This window comes from Arthrobacter sp. 'calajunan' (assembly GCF_046940185.1).
GTDB lineage: Bacteria > Actinomycetota > Actinomycetes > Actinomycetales > Micrococcaceae > Glutamicibacter > Glutamicibacter soli.
On record NZ_JBKZDY010000006.1, the window covers coordinates 88,648 to 106,743 of the forward strand.

The 18,096-nt window shown below is 59.5% G+C and carries 17 protein-coding genes; 4 read left to right on the forward strand and 13 right to left on the reverse strand.

The window, feature by feature from the left end:
• Positions 1 to 75: 75 nt before the first annotated feature.
• The 7 genes from RF641_RS11140 to RF641_RS11170 form a co-directional block, all read right to left on the reverse strand.
• Complete coding sequence (locus RF641_RS11140; protein WP_424573185.1) at positions 76 to 558, reverse strand: hypothetical protein; 483 nt, start codon at positions 556 to 558, stop codon at positions 76 to 78.
• Between the two features lie 89 nt (positions 559 to 647).
• The gene (locus tag RF641_RS11145) at positions 648 to 2,729 is read right to left on the reverse strand and encodes a copper-translocating P-type ATPase (RefSeq protein ID WP_424573186.1); all 2,082 of its coding nucleotides are present in this window, start codon (positions 2,727 to 2,729) and stop codon (positions 648 to 650) included.
• A 208-nt stretch (positions 2,730 to 2,937) separates the two neighbouring features.
• Entirely contained in the window at positions 2,938 to 3,621 is a 684-nt protein-coding gene (locus RF641_RS11150; protein ID WP_424573187.1) for a GNAT family N-acetyltransferase, read from the reverse strand.
• Positions 3,618 to 4,490, reverse strand: a complete 873-nt coding sequence (locus RF641_RS11155; protein ID WP_424573188.1) for a F510_1955 family glycosylhydrolase — start codon at positions 4,488 to 4,490, stop codon at positions 3,618 to 3,620. The genes RF641_RS11150 and RF641_RS11155 overlap by 4 nt, the downstream gene beginning before the upstream one ends.
• Before the next feature lie 354 nt (positions 4,491 to 4,844).
• Positions 4,845 to 5,291: a DUF6153 family protein gene (locus tag RF641_RS11160; RefSeq protein WP_424573189.1), complete on the reverse strand. Its 447-nt coding sequence runs from the start codon at positions 5,289 to 5,291 to the stop codon at positions 4,845 to 4,847.
• 696 nt (positions 5,292 to 5,987) lie between these two features.
• Positions 5,988 to 6,254 carry a Txe/YoeB family addiction module toxin gene (locus RF641_RS11165; RefSeq protein ID WP_161449083.1) on the reverse strand — a complete coding sequence of 89 codons (267 nt, stop codon included), beginning with the start codon at positions 6,252 to 6,254 and terminating at the stop codon, positions 5,988 to 5,990.
• Positions 6,251 to 6,499, reverse strand: coding sequence for a type II toxin-antitoxin system Phd/YefM family antitoxin (locus RF641_RS11170; protein ID WP_022876888.1), 249 nt, complete (start codon positions 6,497 to 6,499; stop codon positions 6,251 to 6,253). The genes RF641_RS11165 and RF641_RS11170 overlap by 4 nt, the downstream gene beginning before the upstream one ends.
• A gap of 142 nt (positions 6,500 to 6,641) precedes the next feature.
• On the opposite strand from RF641_RS11170, the gene RF641_RS11175 reads away from it, so the two are divergent.
• A complete protein-coding gene (locus tag RF641_RS11175; protein ID WP_161449082.1) occupies positions 6,642 to 7,778 on the forward strand; it encodes a ferrochelatase in 1,137 nt (378 codons plus the stop codon).
• Between the two features lie 352 nt (positions 7,779 to 8,130).
• Here RF641_RS11175 and RF641_RS11180 read toward each other — a convergent pair whose 3' ends face one another.
• From RF641_RS11180 to RF641_RS11195, 4 genes are all read right to left on the reverse strand, one after another.
• Entirely contained in the window at positions 8,131 to 9,690 is a 1,560-nt protein-coding gene (locus tag RF641_RS11180; RefSeq protein ID WP_161449079.1) for a molybdopterin-dependent oxidoreductase, read from the reverse strand.
• Between the two features lie 139 nt (positions 9,691 to 9,829).
• On the reverse strand, positions 9,830 to 10,636 hold the full coding sequence (locus RF641_RS11185; RefSeq protein ID WP_424573190.1) for an anti-sigma factor: 807 nt from the start codon (positions 10,634 to 10,636) through the stop codon (positions 9,830 to 9,832).
• Positions 10,636 to 11,214 (reverse strand): sigma-70 family RNA polymerase sigma factor, encoded by a 579-nt coding sequence (locus tag RF641_RS11190; protein WP_161449076.1) that lies wholly within the window; start codon positions 11,212 to 11,214, stop codon positions 10,636 to 10,638. The genes RF641_RS11185 and RF641_RS11190 overlap by 1 nt, the downstream gene beginning before the upstream one ends.
• A 147-nt stretch (positions 11,215 to 11,361) precedes the next feature.
• Entirely contained in the window at positions 11,362 to 12,054 is a 693-nt protein-coding gene (locus tag RF641_RS11195; protein ID WP_022876894.1) for a fasciclin domain-containing protein, read from the reverse strand.
• Positions 12,055 to 12,322: 268 nt separating this feature from the next.
• On the opposite strand from RF641_RS11195, the gene RF641_RS11200 reads away from it, so the two are divergent.
• The gene (locus RF641_RS11200; protein WP_161449074.1) at positions 12,323 to 12,556 is read left to right on the forward strand and encodes a hypothetical protein; all 234 of its coding nucleotides are present in this window, start codon (positions 12,323 to 12,325) and stop codon (positions 12,554 to 12,556) included.
• Positions 12,557 to 12,993: 437 nt separating this feature from the next.
• On the opposite strand, the gene RF641_RS11205 is transcribed toward RF641_RS11200, so the two are convergent.
• Entirely contained in the window at positions 12,994 to 13,416 is a 423-nt protein-coding gene (locus tag RF641_RS11205) for a hypothetical protein (protein WP_424573191.1), read from the reverse strand.
• 517 nt (positions 13,417 to 13,933) lie between these two features.
• On the opposite strand from RF641_RS11205, the gene RF641_RS11210 reads away from it, so the two are divergent.
• On the forward strand, positions 13,934 to 15,022 hold the full coding sequence (locus tag RF641_RS11210) for a PDDEXK nuclease domain-containing protein (RefSeq protein ID WP_424573192.1): 1,089 nt from the start codon (positions 13,934 to 13,936) through the stop codon (positions 15,020 to 15,022).
• A 198-nt stretch (positions 15,023 to 15,220) separates the two neighbouring features.
• On the opposite strand, the gene catA is transcribed toward RF641_RS11210, so the two are convergent.
• On the reverse strand, positions 15,221 to 15,925 hold the full coding sequence (gene catA, locus RF641_RS11215; RefSeq protein ID WP_235359867.1) for a type A chloramphenicol O-acetyltransferase: 705 nt from the start codon (positions 15,923 to 15,925) through the stop codon (positions 15,221 to 15,223).
• A 497-nt stretch (positions 15,926 to 16,422) separates the two neighbouring features.
• Here catA and kdpA point away from each other — a divergent pair, with 497 nt between their 5' ends.
• Entirely contained in the window at positions 16,423 to 18,093 is a 1,671-nt protein-coding gene (gene kdpA, locus RF641_RS11220) for a potassium-transporting ATPase subunit KdpA (RefSeq protein WP_161449068.1), read from the forward strand.
• The last annotated feature ends 3 nt before the right edge of the window (positions 18,094 to 18,096 follow it).

Below are 18,096 nucleotides of genomic sequence, written 5' to 3' on the forward strand. Positions count from 1 at the left end.
GAGAGGTAAACGGCGCTCCCTGGCGGGAGTGCACCGATGGTGCTTGCCATCACGGCGGCGGCGCAGGTCATCGGTTTACGTCCGGTTGATCGAAAGCTGAATCAGTGAAGGTGGATCGGGAACGCGGCCCATTGACTTGGGTCCGGGGGCGCTGGTGAAAGCGGTTTCCGCATGGGGCCAGGCGAGCATCCCCGGCAGGGGGACGCCCGGGAGGCCTGGTCCGAAGGAAGGGACGCAGCTGCCGTGCCCGGCCACGGAGGAATGGCCGTCGGCAGGCGAGCCCCCACACGTCGGCGTGCCCCCGGGGTGCTCGAGTGTGGCATGCCCTGCCACCGGCGAGGCATGTGGCGATGATGCGTGGTTCGACACCGCGGCATGCACGGTGGGAGGGGCCGGGGCGGACGGGCTGGCCATCGGCGCCGGAACCATCGACGCTGTGTGGATTCCACCGACGACATGCATGCCCAGCAGGCCCCCGATAATGGCCACCACGACGGCGAACAAACCGAGCCTGAACAGGAAGGAACCCTCCACGGGCTGGGTTTTGCTTGTACGCACGGCGGGGTCCTTCCTCTGGATGGCCGGAATTATCGGGTTCTTGCGGATTCTGCGGGTGCCGGCTGGGGTTCTTCTCAATTTCCCGAGGCTCAGCGGGCGTCGGTGGGGTTGAGCCTGAGCCGGCGCAGCAATTGGGCGTTCAGGGCGACCACGATGGTGGACAGGGACATCAGCACCGCGCCGACTGCAGGCGAGAGCACGATCCCGGCAAACGCGAACACCCCTGCTGCCAAGGGTACGGAAATGATGTTGTAGCCGGTGGCCCACACCAGGTTCTGCCACATTTTCCGGTAGCTCGCGTGGGAGAGATCCACCATGGAGAGTACGGCGCGGGGGTCGTTGCCGGCCAGCACCACTCCTGCAGATTCCATGGCGACGTCGGTGCCGGCACCGATCGCGATGCCGACCTCGGCGCGGGCCAGGGCCGGGGCATCGTTGACGCCGTCACCGACCATGGCCACTTTCAGGCCGCGGCCCTGCAGTTCGGCGACCTTCTGGTCCTTGTCCTGGGGCAGGACCTCGGCGAACACCTCATCGATGTGCAGTTCGGCGGCCACGGCCTGGGCTACCTGGCGTGCGTCTCCGGTGATCATGGCGACCTTGATGCCTCGGTTTTGCAGCGCTTGGACGGCCTGGCGGGATTCATCCCTGACCTTGTCTTCCAGGGCGAGGGCCCCGATCACGGCCCCGTCGCGAATCACGTGCAGCACCGAGGCGCCCCGGTTCTTCCAGCCCCGTGTTGCCGCGGAGATCTGTTCGGGTTCGGTCAGGTTCATCTCCGCCAGAAGTGCGGGTCCTCCCACGGCGAGGGTTGAGCCGTCAACGGTTGCCTGGACCCCGCGGCCGGTCATGGACCTGAAGTCCGTGGCCGTCGGCACGGGTGAACCCGTGAGGTGGGCGGCGTTGACGATGGCGCGGGCCACGGGGTGTTCGCTGTCGGATTCGGCGGCGGCGGCGAGGGCCAACAAATCATCGGTCAACAGGCCATGGATCGCCTCGATATCGGTGAGTGCCGGTTCTCCCTTGGTCAGGGTGCCGGTCTTGTCGAACAAGACGACGTCGATGGTGCGCATCCGTTCCAGGGCCATCCTGTTTTTAATCAGCACCCCGGCGCGGGCTGCCCGCTCGGTGGAGATCGCAATCACCAACGGGATGGCCAGCCCCAGGGCATGCGGGCAGGCAATGACCAGGACCGTCACCGTGCGGGTCACGGCATCCGGGATGCTGCCCAACAGGGACCAGACGATGAAGGTCATGACGCCGGCACCGGCCGCAAAGTAAAACAGGAACGCGGCGGCCCGGTCGGCCAGCGCCTGGGCCCGGGAGGTGGATGACTGGGCCTCGGCCACCAGACGCTGGATCCCGGCCAGTGCGGTGTCGTCCCCGACGGCGGTGACCTGCAGGCGCAGGGAACTGTCGGTGGCCACGGTCCCTGCCACCACCCGGTCCCCGATGGTGCGGGGGACGGTTTTTGACTCCCCGGTGATCATCGACTCATCCACCTCGGCGGACCCCTCGGTGACCACGCCGTCGGCAGGCATCCGTGCCCCCGAGCGCACCAGGACAATGTCCCCGGCCACCAGTTCGGTGATGCCGATGGTTTCGGTGCCGCCGTCGATGACCCGCTCGGCCTCATCGGGGAGCAGCGCTGCCAGTGCGTCCAGGGCGCCGCGGGCCGATCCCAGCGCCCGCATTTCGATCCAGTGCCCCAGCAGCATGATGGCCACCAGCAGGGCCAGTTCCCACCAGAAATCCAGATCGAATCCGCCGATCCCCAGGCTGGTCACCCAGGAGGCGATGAACGCGACGGCGATGGCCATGGAAATCAGCAGCATCATGCCCGGCTGGCGGACCTTGGTTTCCTGCCAACCGCCCCTGAGGAACGGTTGGCCGCCGTAGAAGAAGATGACCGTGCCCAGAATCGGTGCAATCCACGGTGAGCCGGGAAACTGCGGCGGGGTGTAGCCGAGCAGGTGCCCGACCATGGGGCTGAAATACACCACGGGAACAGACAGTGCCAGGGTCAACCAGAAGCGGTTCTTGAACATGGCGGTGCTGTGTCCGGCATGCTGGCCCTGGGTGTGGACCGCATGGTCATCGTGCCCCATGGCCGCGTGGTCCATGCCCGGCATTGCCTCCTGGCGGACGTGCCCGTGGCTGTGCTCTTCCATGATTCTCCTTCGTTGAGTACTGGACGGCCTCGGCGGCTGGACCCGTCAATGGCTGAACCGTGAGGCTTCACTGGGAACACCTCCAAACATACCCCCCCCTGGGGTATGTTTGTTCAAGTGTCGATCTCCACGGAAGTACTGGCTTTGGCCAGAGCCCGGTGCCGTGGACATGGTTTGGACGGGGCCCTGCGTTGTCACCTGCATCTTGCTATGGCAGGGAACGTTGGTAGGTGTGGATGGGTGTCCCGTCCTTGGAAGAGCGTTCCCCAACGCAGGTCCAGCCAAGCTTCTTGTAGAACGCCCCGGACCCTGCGGACCCTGCCGTGGTGACAAGCTCGGCCAGGGCTGCCCGGTCCGCCACGGCGCGGTCGAGGAATTCCTCCACGAGAAGCCCTCCGATGCCCCCGCCCCTCTCGGTCGGCAGCACCACGAGCGAGGTGATGACGGCCGTGGCCGGACGGGCCTCGACATTGTCCCCGGCGTTGGCCGTGCGACCCAAAACCCTGCGCAGGTACGGCCTGGCCCGGGTTCGCAGGAAGTGAAGAAGCACCCGCGGCCGGAGGGAAAGTGCCGCCAGCCCCGCGAACAGGAGGCTCCACTTGTGCTGGTGCAGGACGTCGGCCACGTGGTGGATCTGGTTGGTTGAACCGATGAGGAAACCCACTTGCTGACGCGGGTCATCGATGGTTACCGCCACTAGGGCCACCCCGTATTGTTCGGTGAGAAAGGTTTTCATCCATCGCCGCACGAAGCGTTTTCCCAGGCGCGGGAACAGCCCATCGGGCAGATACCGGATCATGTCGGAAGCCATCGAACGCAAGTCTTCTTCCGTGGCTTCCCTGATGACCACGAGGGGGCGGATGCTAGAAGGCTTCGGGATCGTTAGACTCATCGGGTTTCCTCGACGAAGGTTGTGCCGTCGTAGGTGAACTTCACCAGTCCGCGTTCCATGGCCATCCAGGCGGACAGCGCCCCGTCCGCGGTCCGGGTGGCTCCCATGGCCGCCGGTTGGCCCACCTCGGTGCCTGCTGCTTTCCAGGACAGGCCTGCATCGGCACTGAGGTAGACGCTGCCTTCGGGTGTGACACCCACGATGGTCATCGGATCCGCGAAGGCAGCCGTGAGGAGCCTCGGGCCTCCACTCGGCGCCGACCAGGTTCTGCCACTGCCGATGGATCGCCATACACCTTCCTCCGTGGTGGCCAGAACGACGGTATTGTCGGGGCTTCCCACCAACGCATACGGGGAGGGTGACATCGGCCCGACATCCGACCACTTTTGGCCATCAGCCGTCGACCGAAGGATCCCGTCGAATCCAACAATTTGGTCGCTGGTCACGGTCAGCGCATGAAAATCCGATTCTCCCTGCAAAGAGAGGGGGGTCCAGGATTCTCCGCCGTCGGTCGATTTCATCAAACCCAGGGGATTGGGCAGATCAACACCCGGACCGGGATGCCCGGAAGCGTAGAAGGACCCGTCCGCTGCGGCGGTGAAGCCCATGAGGTCAATCGTGGGGCCGATCTTTTGGGGAACAGTCGCGGTCGCGTCGAAAAGGCCGTTGTGGGTGGCGAGCAGGAGCCGTTGGATTGATTCTTCGATGCTGATGGCGTGGATGTGGCCATAGGGGTTGGCCTGTGGCACGTCGCCGGCACTGGACTTCGTGGGTTCACCGCACGCGGCAAGTCCCAGGGTGGCGAGCACGGCGATGGCCGTCGCCGTCCACGTTCGGGTACGACGGAAAATGGGCAGGGAGGAAGACATGGTTCTCCAAGGGAAAATGAGCAGGAATGAGCCTGCTGGAGTGATTTTGGGTGCCCGACACCCACTCAATGCGTGGATGGCGGCAGCGGGCCGCCGACCGAACACGTCGGTCGGGCCGGCAAATGCCACTCGTTGGGCAGAGGTGGTTTTCCCATGGCGTTCATCGCCGGTTCGTGGTGTCGCTCAACAGCCGGAACCACCGCGGCAACTACTGATGTGGAGCCGGTGAAGACAGGGCCGGTGGTCCCGGGGAGGAAACCCCGGTGGCGCCAAGGAGGTGCCGGTATTGGGGCTTCCCTGGCGGAACTGGGCACGAAAAAGGGGATGAATGACCCGGGGGCAATCCACGGCTTTTTACGTACGACTGATCGAAAGCTGCACCAGCGAAGGTGTTGTACGGGCGCGGCTTTGTGGAATCCGGGTCACCGGCGGGGCAGTCAGCCCGCGACCGGGGACCGGCCGGAAGGCCCGGGAAACCAGGTGGAAGAAGAGCCCACCCAGGGACAGTGCAAGGACACACATGCCGAGCACGGCGGATTCGATGCCGCCCAGGGAATCGGCCGCAAGAGATGCGAGGGACTCGTCGACTGGGGCGTGCTGCCCCGACGCCGACAGGTGGGTCAGGTCCGAGGAGGAATCCGGAATCAACTGGTCGGTGACCGCGGCGGGGGAACCATGGGTTCCGTGCGGTACCTGGTGATCCACGCCGAGGATGTGCATCGCGAGCAGGCCAAGGACCAGCGCCACCATGAGGAACGCAGGGCGAAACCCCGCGAGCAAGGGTGCTCGGCGTTTGTTCACGGCGGGCTCCCCTCCCTAAAAGTAGTGTCGTCCTGTTCATGTGGTGTTCCCGGGCTGAAACGCAGAGCCAGCGAAACCATGGTCAGGGGCAGGGTCGCCCCGGATGGCCCTGCATCATTTTACGGGAGCGCGTGCGAGAAAGGACAATCACGCAGTACCCTCACCCGGAGAGGCCGTCCAAGGCACAGAATTCATCATCCGGCGCTCCGGCTCGCGGCAGCGGCCCTCATCGGCGTCGGGATCACCATACCTCTTGGGTTCAACCACCTCGCAGCAATAACTCCTCCGGAACGAATGGGCGGCACCATGGAGTCGGCAGAACTCGGCCGGGAAATCGGTGACGCCGGAGGACACCTCCTTGTCGATTCGACAGCAATGGCCGTCAGCATCGCCGCGGAGTTCGAAGTGCTCGCGCTCCTCGCGGCCGTCGCATCGGGACCGTGCGCGATATTTCTGCGCACCCGACCCCCACCCGTGAACGCAGAAGTCCAATCCTCTGGGGAACCGAAATGACAGGAAGCTGCGACACTGAACTAATCCTTAGCGTCGGATATTCCACTTTTTCACAAGCCACCCCGTTATGTGCGTGGAAGCAAATAAAATCTTTTCTGCTTTACATAACGGAGGTTATCGGCGTGAAGAATTCACTCAGGGGAGTGGGCCCCAGGGATAAACCAAGAACGCCAAAAGGCGGTGTCAGTAGTGGTATTTCGCTTGAAGAATCGTCACTGCACGGTCATCAGCGATATACACCAGTCGGTTGACGTCATCGATGCGGCGCGACCACGCACCAGCTAATGCATGCTTCAACGGTTCAGGCTTTCCGATACCTTCAAAAGGATCGTCACGGAGCACGTCCTCGATCAGCAAGTCAATGCGTTTGAGTGTCTTACGATCCTGGGTCTGCCAGTAGACATAGTCTTCCCATCCACCAGTAGTCCAGGTCAGGAGTCTATCGCTCACGGTTCGATGAGCCCGTGTTCTGCAGTCTGGTCATTACGTGCCGCTTCCAAGGCTGCCAGCAGACGTACTGCGTTTTTGGGTGAGCGCAGTAGGTGGCTGGTTTCGACGAGGGAGTCGTACTCGTCTTTCGACATGAGCACTGCAGACCCACGCTTGGACATGATTTCAACCTCGGTGTGGTCCAGGTTCACTCGTTCAATAAGACCAAACAAGTCGCGTCGCGCTTCGCTGGTGGTGATTGCCATGCCGCCTCCTAGTGGTACTAGATATGGTACCACTTTAGTTATTCTCTCAGGCAACTTCAAGAATGAAACGGCAAACTCAGCAAAGCTGGAGACACCCTGAATTAGGGACTCACGCTTTTTCTACAGTACGTAAAATTCAGGCATGGAAAGCAGCAATCTAACCCCCTTCGACGCAGTCATCCTCATGTCCTTCGGCGGACCGGAGAAAGATGAAGATGTTCTTCCGTTTCTCCAGAATGTCACTGCGGGACGAGGCATCCCGGATGAGCGACTAGTCGAAGTAGGTGAACACTATTACGGCTTCGGCGGGAAGTCCCCCATCAACGACCAGAACCGCCAGCTACTAGAAGCCCTACGTCAAGAGTTCGAACAACGTGGAGTCACGACGCCAGTATTGTGGGGCAACCGCAACTGGGATCCTTACCTCACTGACACCGTGCGCGACTTCGCCAAAAGGACGGGAGGGTCGCGGTTCCTTGCCATCGATACTTCCGCGTATTCTTGCTATTCCTCGTGCCGGCAGTATCGCGAAGATTTCGCCCATACCCAAAATGTCCTGGCCCAGGAAGGTATCGAGGTATCTTTCGAGAAGATCCGACAGTATTATAACCATCCCGGCTTTGCCTATGCGGAATTGGATTGTGTGCATCGCGGACTCACCGAATTGATCCAGAAAGTCGGGGTACTGGATCCGCAGAAGCATCGTTTGCTCTATGTCACTCATTCGATCCCTCTAGCAATGCAAGAAGCCTCGGAGCGGCGCACTGTTGGGTATCGTGAACAGCATCTGCAACTGATCGAATGGATCAATCAAGAACTGGAAGAAAAGCAACCGTTGGATGCTGAGCTTGTCTTCTGTTCACGTTCTGGTTCACCCCGGACTCCGTGGTTGGAGCCTGATATCAATGATCGACTCGAGGAGCTCGCTAGCTCGGGCGTGGAAGGTGTAGTTGTTGTTCCGCTGGGATTCGTGTCCGATCATATGGAGGTGAAATACGATCTTGATACTGAGGCAGCGCAGACTGCCAAGGATCTTGGACTGGATTATGTGCGGGCCGCGACTGTTGGGGTAGATCCAATATTTGTGTCGGGGCTTGTTGATGCCGCCCTGGAGCGGACGGCTCAGTATCGCGGGGAACCGGTCGATTCTCCTGCGGTGACTCCCGAAGGTCCGTTGAGCCCAGGTAGCGGATCCTGTTCGACGACCTGCTGCATGGGAAGGGATGAGAAGCCGACAACACCTAACTGGGATTCCCTAACGGCGAGTAACCGATCCTAGCAACCCGAGGGGTATCTGCGGGTATGAGGGCTACTAAGAAGTGAAGACACTGCGGTTCTTGAATCTTGATGGCTTGGCCGGTTGCTTCATCGAAGAAAGAGCTTAACGAGTTACTCAAATGAAGAGGGGCGAGATGGGCCGTACACCCATCTCGCCCCTCTTCATAGAATTACTAGGTGCGTTTAGCGCACCTGAATTTCGGTAGCCTGGGGACCCTTAGCGCCCGCTTCAAGCTTGTATTCACCGGTTTGGCCTTCTTCAAAGTTCTTGAAACCGAAGCCCTTTTCGGAGTTGAATAGAGTGGATGGTTCAAGGTCTTGATGGCTTGCCAGTTCCTAGCGCATGGTTTCTGCTATTCGACACTGAATTGCAGCCGGTGCCAGCCGGAGGAACCGTTAGGAACAGGCGCTGCCGTGTCTTCTGTCTGCAGTTCGCCTTGGGCATTGGTCATGCGGACAGTTGCAGAGTGATTGCCCGCAGTAGCATCACTCCATTCGAACCGCCACTGACGCCAGGTGTCTGCAGAAAGCTCGGTGGCGAGTTCTACCTCTTGCCATGGCCCGTTATCAATACGGATCTCTACTTTGGAAACTCCCGTGGTTTGAGCCCAGGCGGTGCCACCGAAGACAACTTTTCCGGCGGGCAGCTTTGCGAAGGACCGTGGGGTGTCAATCCTGGATGACATCTTGATTGGTCCTCGTTCCGACCAGCCTCTAGTCGTCCAGTAGGCTGCTTTGTCTTGGAACCTTGTCACTTCTAGATCAACCACCCATTTGGTGGCCGAAACGTACCCGTAGAGTCCAGGAACCACCATGCGCACCGGAAAACCGTGTTCGAGTGGCAGGGGTTCGTTGTTCATTCCAATGGCCAGCAGGGCTTCGCGGCTATCGGTGAGCGCTTCTAGCGGCGTAGAGGCGCTGAAGCCGTCGATGGAGGTGGAAAGGACCATATCGGCACCCGGTAATGGTTTGGCTTGGGCTAGCAGTTCTCGTACCGGGTAGCCAAGCCATTTGGCGTTACCAACGAGATCGCCACCTACTGGGTTGGAAACACAGGTCAAGGTGAGGTAGTGCTCGACAAGGTCCATATCCAAGAGTTCATTGAATGTGAGTGTGAATTCTTTCTCGACCATTCCGTGAATCTTTAATGACCAGTCTTGGGGGTCGATCTGCGGCACGGACAGGGCTGTGTCGATCCGATAGAAGTCCTGGTTCGGTGTGACGAATCGGGCGGCGCCGGGGACGTCCAGTTCAGCGCCTGGGGGCGGAGCTTGAGCTTTCACTTTCGCGGGGGGAAGACCAAGGGCTGCGCGGGCTGACTCGGCGGTATTCCTAAGGGTCCGTAGGGCGTGGGTTGCGCCAACGGCGAGCAATCCAAGTGCCACGGTGCCGGCTGATCCGAGGAGAAATTTTCTTCGGGATGTTGTGTTTTCGGCCTGGGGCTTGTCCGTTGGTGCAGCGGCACCGGTAGCCATACTGGTAAGAAGTGTGAGTGTTCCCAGGCCTAATACGGTGCCAACGATCGTCGGTATTAGATCCAGGAAGTTTGTTGCTGAGCGGCTCAGCACCGAGGCACCTAATAGTACTGATAGCCCCAAAACCAAGATCATTCCGAGTTTCAGGCTCCGCGCTGCGGCAAGTCCTACGGCGGCGGCTAAGAGGGCGGCGGTGATCGATAGGGTGATGAATAGAAAAAGCTTGTCGTTGGTGCCGAATAAGCCGATGGCAAGATCTTTGAGCCATGGCGGGGTGAAGTCAATGATTGTTGACCCGAGGGCGACGAATGGTGCTGAAGCAGTCCCGAAAAATGTGGACACTGCTTGAGCGGTCGTGAAAAGGACAATGGCTGAGCAGATGCCAGCTATTGGATAGCGCCAGATACGACGCTTGTTTGTTCTTTGGCTTTGCTCCATGTCACTGAACCCCACACTTCGTTGCGGTGTGTTCGGATGCGTTACTCGAACACCGGATAAGTCCTATTCGGAGTCACCCTGCGTCTGGATTGGATTTCACGGAATTGTCCCGTGGGCGCTGTATGGTTGGCGGTCGTTTCTATAGGCTTTGCAAGAGGATTGGTTCGGTGGTCGGAGCAGGTGATCCCGTTGAGGGCTCCACTGTGATCCCGAAGTGGGTGATTCCTTCCATTGAACCGGTGATCAGTGCTGTTGCTGAAGCGTTTGAAAGGTCTAGCATGCCGGCAGGGGTGGCTTTCTCAGCGGAGATGAGCCACAGTTCATAGCCTTTCCCTACTGGAAGTTTGGGCATTGAGTGGGTTGACACGGCCATGGCGCCAAACTCTGCGGAGTAGGAAAGCCTAATTGTTGCACCGTCATCTAGCGTCTGGGATTTGGACTGCATGTCTGGGGCGCTCAAGATCTGCATCATGGTGTCCCGCTCACTCTTCATAGCCTGAATCAGGGTATTCATCTGCTGCTGCTGAGTATTCAGGTTCCACACCATCGCGCCAAGTGCACCAGAAGCGACAAGTAAGATCCCCGCGGCCAGCGCAAAGAACTTCTGCGACTTTTTGCGAGCCTTCTGCATGCTTTCGGCGGGTGCATTAGCAGGATATGGCTGAGCTTTTGCCTCCGTTGCGAAACGCACGGCCTGGGTTTCAGCGACGCTGGCAGGGATCTGTTCCACGGTGCGAATCGCATCCATGACGTTGGCCTTGATTCTCGGGGGCGGCTGGATCTCCGGAACAGTAAGACCGAGGTAGGCAGCAGTCTGTTGCAGCGAGTCAAGTTCTTGACTGGCCGTATCGGAGGTGGCCGCGTGCTGCAGCACCTTATCGCGTTCAGCCTGGCTCAGCGCGTTCAGTGCGAAGCCGCTGAACAGCTCACTCTTGTGCTTGTCCATCACGCGACTCCCATCAAATCTCGTAGTTTCTTCATTCCGTCTCGTATGCCGGATTGAACCGTGCCCACTGGTATTTGGAGATGCTCGGCGATCTCACAGTGCGTTAGACCTCCGAAATAGGCCAGTTGGATCGCCTCTCGCTGCGCTTTAGTCAGCTGGCGGAGGGCCGTAGTCATGCGTTCGCCCTCATTCTGGAATGCCGCCCCATCTTCCAAACGGTGATCGCTTTCTTGTGGGGTTCTAGAATCGATTATCAGGTCAGGTTCCGGACGCTGTGATGTTGAGTGGATCTGATCCACGGCGCATCGGTGGGCGATCGTCAACAGCCACGTTAGCGCGGTAGTTCGCCGGGGGTCGAAGCTAGCGGCATGCTGCCAAGCATCGACAAAGATTTTTTGGGTGACTTCCTCTTTATGACCCTCATCGCTTAGCAGACGGCTAACTAGACCGAAGACTTGAGGGGCAAATCGATCATATAGCTGCTCAAAAGCTGCCTCGTTTCCTCCAGCTATTTGAAGCACGAGAGCTTCATCCGGCGTATAACCGTCGGAGGGTTCGCTTGATCGATTCGGAATCATGGATTCAAGGATCTCACACCGCTAAGGATCATTTGTCTCCCCCTGCCATGCGTGCAGGCCGGGCCGTGGGTAGACAGAAGCCAGAGAACGAACAGTAGCTAGATTCCAACCGCTCATTCCCTGGCTTCTTCAAAGGGTGGTCCTGTGTTACTTCTTTGCTGGCGGCATCAGCACCGAATCCACGAGGTAAACGGTTGCGTTGGCAGTCTGGACTCCGCCGCAGATGACCTTGGCGTCGTTGACCATCAGATCATCGCCGCTGCCGCTGACCTTGACCGTGTCGCCTTCCACAGTTTTCAGGTCGCCGGAGAGTTCATCGGGGGTCATCTGCCCGGGCACCACGTGGTAAGTCAGCACCTTGGTGAGCATGTCAGCATCTTCGGTGACAGCCTTCAGATCCTTTTCCGGAATAGCCTTGAATGCATCGTCTACTGGGGCGAAGACCGTGAATTCATCGCCGTTGAGGGTATCGACGAGGTCAACGTCCTTGTTGAGTTCTCCTGAGACAGCCTTGGTCAGAGTAGTCAGCAAGGGGTTATTGGATGCGGCAACGGCTACCGGGTCTTTAGCCATGCCGGCGACTGAGCCATCGCCCTCGGGCACTGCTTCAGCGTATGCGGCACATCCTGGGCCGACCAGGTTAGCTGCTGGATCCATCGCGGACTCGCTCGACATCTCAGTCTCTTCCGGCATTGAGCTGCTTGGCGCCATGCTCGATGCCGAGGCCTCACTGCTTGGAGCGGATTCGGAGGCGTTGTCCATCGAGCAGGCACTCAGTCCGAATGCGGCCAACGCGGCAATCGAGAGCAGTCCAACCGTCTTGCGCTGCATGCTTTTCATGTCGTTCTCCTTGCCTGGTGACCCACGAGGGGTCAGTCGGTTTCCAAACCACGGGTTTGGTTTGTCATGAGGCATTCGACGCCATAGGCAGTACGGATTGGATTTCTCTGAAAAATTTTTTTTGCTCGATGGCCCAGCCATGCAAACAACGGCACGTTTCCCATTCAAAGGGTCAGTTCAAGAGAGGTTTCGGAAACCTGACCCTGTCCAAAAACAGGAATAATTCGATGCACATCTCATTTCTGTAGCCCTCGGCGTTGTTAACATCATGCTGATCAGGAACAACGAGATAGATCAGTTCGGCAACCAGATGCAAGAACTCATCGGCGACCTTTGCGAGCCGCGGGATGCCTACGAAGATATCTTGGCTTGCTACTTCTTCATCAATGACAGTTGGATCACTGTTACCGCACGCCAAGACGGCACCGAAAAACAGTTCCGGGACAAGTACCAAAACCTGGCAACGAAGTTCGCCGAACAAGCAGAATTCGGCATCAAGTAACGACGACATTCCGGTACTTTCCAACCAACCAAAGAATGGGCTGGCACTCACCTCACGGTGAGTACCAGCCCTTTCTTTTCGACCGTGGTTGCGTGTCCCGCCTCCTGTCCACCTGTGCACAGCAAAAGCCCAATCCGCTCCGCTGCTTTTCCTGCACCCACGTGGACAGCAGGAACCAAACGAGCGCCCGCACACAAGCCACAAGCTGTGGTACCCGAGTTCACCTGCGATGGGGGATCGTGGCCCGTGCGCGGCCTCCATAATTGCGCGCAATGGCACAGAAATTCAGCGCTGCCTACCGGCCTCCCCTAATGCCTATACCCCCTCCGTCGAAGCCAACAGTACCGGGTGCTAGGGCCTTCAACTCAAGACTCATTTGCACGCCACAAAATCAACGATGGCCCTGAACGCGCGAGCGTTCAGGGCCATCCATCGAACTACTTGCCATAGTCCGGAAGATACGGTTCACACAATCCATCAATCTGCCTGAAATCCTGCGGATCCATCCCCTCCAAAGCCTCTGGACCATCTGACTGACCGCTCGCCCAGTACCAGAACGCTTCCCTGCTGATCGCCAGGTTTCGGGCCTCGCAACTGCGATACCAGCGCGCGGCCACATCACCTTCCACATAGGTGCAATACCCGAACAGCTGCCCCTTTTCATCACTCGCTACGGCGGCAGCGAAGATAATATATGGCCAAGATCCCAAGTCCCAACCATCGCGGCCCCACCCTGGAACCTCGTACCAACCGCTACCCTCCAACGACTGAATCCAGTCATACCCCTGGCCATACACATCACGCTCAACAGTCGCGGGAACAATCACAGTTTCGCCGGTGTCCTTAGTAGTTGTCTGCACAGGTTTTACCTTTCGCTTCACGCAGGAGGGGCAGGTTGCCAGCCACCCACCGAACTCCTCCCCCGGTTGTTTTTGCCTGCTGGCGAAATGCAATGAAGCGGGGCCATCCGGAAAACCCATCAACCCACCAGGGGTGCGCAACCCACGAAAATTTTGGGCCGAAACAAGCGACTTTGGAGCGCGGCCCAAAAATTTCTGGGTGAAGCACGCCCGAAGCGCAGCGAGCGGCTTGTGGGTTTGGAGATGGCCCGTACACTCCGAAGGACAGCAGCAAAAACCGGAAAAGAACGGCCGCCAGGCCGGTCCACAGCCGGCCGCGCCAGCGGACGCCAGCTTCCTGCCCAAACCCAGCCACCCCGCCTGGCCTAACCACACCGCGCCAGATCCAACAGTTACCTGACCGCATCTCAGTCTTGCACCCAAGGCAAGACAAGGACCCCTAGCTCTGACTACACCTGAGGCAAAAGCATCACAACATCACAAAGGATCAACACAGCTGACCGATAAACTGAGGTTCATGTCCTCGAAAGATGCATTGATACCAGATGGCTACGCCCAGTTTCTCGCAGACCTCAAAACCCGAGTCACTACCGCGCAGGTAGAAGCCAAACGAGTACTCAACACTGCCCTAGTAGATCTGTACTGGAACATCGGCCACCGCATCCTCGAAGAACAAGAACGCCAAGGATGGGGCAGCGCAGTCATCACCCGCCTAGCCGAAGACCTGCACCGAGAATTCCCCGAAATGACCGGCTTCTCCCGCAGCAACCTGCACTACATGCGATCCTTCGCCGCCGCCTGGCCACAATGGGATCCAAAAGTCCCACAGCCTGTGGGACATTTACCCTGGGGCCACATCCGAGTCCTACTCGACAAAAAACTCAGCCCCAACGCACGAGAATGGTACGCCGCCGAAGCAGTACAGCACGGATGGTCCCGCAACGTGCTCATGAACATGATCATGAACAAAACCTTGGAACGCACCGGCGCCGCACCATCCAACTTCGGACAGCACCTCTCCTCACCAGATTCAGAACTCGTCCAACAAATGGCCAAGGACCCCTACGCGCTCGAATTTCTCGGCCTCACCGGCGAAGTAGCCGAACGAGACCTAGAACAAGCGCTCATGGACCGCATCGTAGAAACCCTCCAAGAACTTGGCCCAGGATTCGCCTTTGTCGGACGCCAAGTCCACTTCGACGTCGACGGTGACGATTTCTACCTGGACCTGCTCTTCTTCCACGTCGAACAACTCCGCTACGTCGTTGTCGAACTCAAAACCGGCAAGTTCCAACCCGAATATGCCGGAAAACTCCAGTTCTACATCGCCCTAGTAGACGACAAACTACGCAGACCCGCACACGCACCCACCGTCGGTATCCTCATCTGCGGAAGCCGCAACGACCACACCGTACGCTACGCACTGAACCAATCCAACACCCCCATGGCAGTCTCCACCTACACCTACGAAACACTGCCCGCCACGGAACAACAAGCACTCCCCGACGCCGAAGATCTCGTCGCAGCCCTAGACTGGACCACCCCGAAAGAACACAACGAAGCACATCATCCCGACCAAAAACGCTCCGACACCCAGAAACCATAGACCGGGAAATTATCCAGTGAGCGCATCAACGAATAATGCCTTCATCCGCCTCCTGATACAAAACACGAAACATACCTAAGCAGGGAAGCTACAGTTTCAAGAAATGATCGTTCATGACACATCAATTGGCCGTTAGAGGCACACGCCTGCTACCCGAACCCGCCAGCGCTCATCAAGCCAACAAGGCCTGTCTACCAGCTAATGCAACCATCTGGAATCCCGGATCAAGGCTTGCAACTCGTCAACCAACCGCGCAACGTGAAATCCATCGACAACGGCATGATGAACTTGAACGGCCAAAGGGAGGATGGTTTGGCCATGCTTTTCAATGTATCTTCCGAGAGTAAAAATCGGAGCGAAATGATCGGTCACACCTACAACATTGAGGTTAAAACCCGTAAAGGATGCCCACGGGATACTCGATACATCAAACAAATTCGACGGCGGCGACCCCTGCGGGAAGAGAGTGGTTCCGCCACTGTATTCGCGAATGGCCGAAGCTGCGGCTGCGTGAAACAAAGAAAAATCAGTGTCGTAGGGAACCCACACACTTGAGAACGTTTCTTGCACACGATTAAAGATTGTGAAGGAAGGATGCACTTCTCCCCACACACCAAGTTGACCGTCCTCTGTAAGAGCCATTCTGAACTCATGATGCCTATTGACAATCGTTGCGATAGCCCAGATCTGCGCAATATATGTCTTCCAGGAAGTCTTCCTTAGCTCCTCGACAAAATCTGTTGCATCAAGTTCAACGCACATCGAATACGTACAAGGCACTACCTGGCGATAGTGATGGAAATGCTCACGACGAGACCACTTATCAACATCAAAAGGGATTAGGTTGCTCATCCCATCGAGCCTACCTGTTCCAAGAAACACGGTCGCACCGATAAATGCCATGCCGGCCTCCTCGCGGAAAGAGCGGCCTCCTCGCGGAAAGAGATTGATAAGACAACAAAGATATTCTGCACAAGCTCACGATGATGACAGTAGAACACTTGCGCCATCGGAGACGCCATGTAGCTGGCATAGATGGAACACCAAAAACGATTGTGTGTGGGACGAGTGACACGGCGCGCGCCTTAGCCGTGTATGGATTTTTATTGATGGATGTATGGGTTCCGTTAGGATCGATGATTTCGAGCGCGCGGAGTGCCACCGTAGTCGATGGACCCGCTGTGGATCACCGGCCGAACCGCGGCCGGCGGCGCGTCCCGAGGAGAATCCCGTGCTTGATCTCGTGTACCTGGCCGTGGGTGTCGCGGCCTTCGCAGCCTTCGCGCTGTTCGCTAAGGTGGTGGGCAAGCTATGACCTTCGTGCTGATTGCCACCAGCACCCTGGGCATCGCCTGCATCGTCTATCTGCTGTACGTGCTGGCCCACCCGGAGGAATTCTGATGGGCGCTTTTTCTGCTGCGGCGCAGTTCGCCGCGCTCGTGCTGGTGCTGGGGGTGCTGCACAAGCCCCTGGGCGACTATATGGCGCACGTGTATACCAGCGGGCGCCACCTGCGGGCGGAGCGGGCGGTCTACCGCGTGATCGGGGTCAACCCCGATGCGGTCCAGACTTGGCGCTCCTACCTGCGCGCGGTGGTGGGCTTTTCGCTCATCGGGCTGCTGGTGCTCTACGCGCTGCTGAGGCTGCAGCAGTTCCTGCCAGCCTCGCTGGGCATGGAGCCGATGGACCCGGCGCTGGCCTTCAATACCGCCGCCTCCTTCGTCACCAACACCAACTGGCAGGCGTACTCCGGGGAAAGCGCCCTGGGCTACACGGCGCAGATGGCAGGCCTGGCAGTGCAGAACTTCGCCTCCGCCGCGGTGGGCCTGTGCATCGCCGTCGCGCTGATCCGCGGGTTCACCGCCAAGGCGACCGGCACCCTGGGCAACTTCTGGGTCGATCTGACCCGCAGCATCTTCCGCCTGCTGCTCCCGCTGGCCTTCGTGGCGGCGCTGGGGCTGCTGGCAGGCGGGGTCATCCAGAACTTCAACGACCCGCTGGCGGTGCACACCCTGACCGGGCAGCTGCAGTCGATCCCGGGCGGGCCGGTTGCCTCCCAGGAAGCGATCAAGCTGCTGGGCACCAACGGCGGCGGGTTCTTCAACGCGAACTCCGCGCACCCCTTCGAGAACCCGAGCCCGATCACGAACTTCGCCGAAATCGTGCTGATGCTGCTGATCCCGTTCAGCCTGCCGCGCACGCTGGGCACGATGCTGGGCAGCGCCAAGCAGGGCTACGCGGTGCTGGCGGCCATGGGCGCGCTGTTCACCGTGAGCTTCGTGCTGCTGGCCCTGGCCGAGCACTCCACGGCGGGCACCGCCACCGCCGCGGCCGGTGCGGCCATGGAGGGCAAGGAGGTGCGCTTCGGCATCCCGGGCACCGTGCTGTTCGCCACCACCTCGACGGGCACCTCCACCGGCGCGGTCAACGCGGCGCACGATTCCTTCACCGCGCTGGGCGGCATGCTGCCGATGCTGAACATGATGCTCGGGGAGATCGCCCCGGGCGGCGTGGGTTCCGGGCTCTACGGCATGCTGGTCATCGCGATCCTCGCGGTGTTCATCGGCAGCCTGCTGATCGGGCGCACCGCGCAGCTGTTCGGCAAGAAGATCGGGCCGACGCAGATCAAGCTGGTCGCTCTGTACATCCTGGTGACCCCGGCGCTGATCCTCGGCGGTCTGGCAGTCTCGCTGGCTATCCCCGGCGCGCGCGACTCCGTGCTGGACTCGCGCGCGAACAACGGGCCGCACGGCCTGTCGGAGCTGATCTACGCGTTCACCTCCGCCGCGAACAACAACGGCTCGGCCTTCGCAGGCCTGTCCGCCGACACCCCGTGGCTGAACACCGTGCTGGGCCTGGCCATGCTGATCGGGCGTTTCGCGCCGATCGTGCTGGTGCTGGCCCTGGCCGGATCGCTGGCTACCAGCGCACCGGCCGCCGAGCACGGCAGCATGCTGCCCACGCACCGCCCGCAGTTCGTCGGGCTGCTGCTCGGCGCGGGCTTGCTGACCACTGTCCTCACCTATTTCCCGGTCCTCGCACTGGGACCACTCGCCGAAGGGCTGGGCTAGAAA

What these genes read in the sequence shown, in the direction of transcription:
- RF641_RS11180 (WP_161449079.1), bottom strand. Translation starts at nt 9,690, where the DNA reads ATGGAGCAAAGCCAAAGAACAAACAAGCGTCGTATCTGGCGCTATCCA.
- kdpA (WP_161449068.1), top strand. Translation starts at nt 16,423, where the DNA reads ATGGGCGCTTTTTCTGCTGCGGCGCAGTTCGCCGCGCTCGTGCTGGTG.
- catA (WP_235359867.1), bottom strand. Translation starts at nt 15,925, where the DNA reads ATGGCATTTATCGGTGCGACCGTGTTTCTTGGAACAGGTAGGCTCGAT.
- RF641_RS11210 (WP_424573192.1), top strand. Translation starts at nt 13,934, where the DNA reads ATGTCCTCGAAAGATGCATTGATACCAGATGGCTACGCCCAGTTTCTC.
- RF641_RS11155 (WP_424573188.1), bottom strand. Translation starts at nt 4,490, where the DNA reads ATGTCTTCCTCCCTGCCCATTTTCCGTCGTACCCGAACGTGGACGGCG.
- RF641_RS11175 (WP_161449082.1), top strand. Translation starts at nt 6,642, where the DNA reads ATGGAAAGCAGCAATCTAACCCCCTTCGACGCAGTCATCCTCATGTCC.
- RF641_RS11150 (WP_424573187.1), bottom strand. Translation starts at nt 3,621, where the DNA reads ATGAGTCTAACGATCCCGAAGCCTTCTAGCATCCGCCCCCTCGTGGTC.
- RF641_RS11185 (WP_424573190.1), bottom strand. Translation starts at nt 10,636, where the DNA reads ATGGACAAGCACAAGAGTGAGCTGTTCAGCGGCTTCGCACTGAACGCG.
- RF641_RS11195 (WP_022876894.1), bottom strand. Translation starts at nt 12,054, where the DNA reads ATGAAAAGCATGCAGCGCAAGACGGTTGGACTGCTCTCGATTGCCGCG.
- RF641_RS11190 (WP_161449076.1), bottom strand. Translation starts at nt 11,214, where the DNA reads ATGATTCCGAATCGATCAAGCGAACCCTCCGACGGTTATACGCCGGAT.
- RF641_RS11145 (WP_424573186.1), bottom strand. Translation starts at nt 2,729, where the DNA reads ATGGAAGAGCACAGCCACGGGCACGTCCGCCAGGAGGCAATGCCGGGC.
- RF641_RS11170 (WP_022876888.1), bottom strand. Translation starts at nt 6,499, where the DNA reads ATGGCAATCACCACCAGCGAAGCGCGACGCGACTTGTTTGGTCTTATT.
- RF641_RS11200 (WP_161449074.1), top strand. Translation starts at nt 12,323, where the DNA reads ATGCTGATCAGGAACAACGAGATAGATCAGTTCGGCAACCAGATGCAA.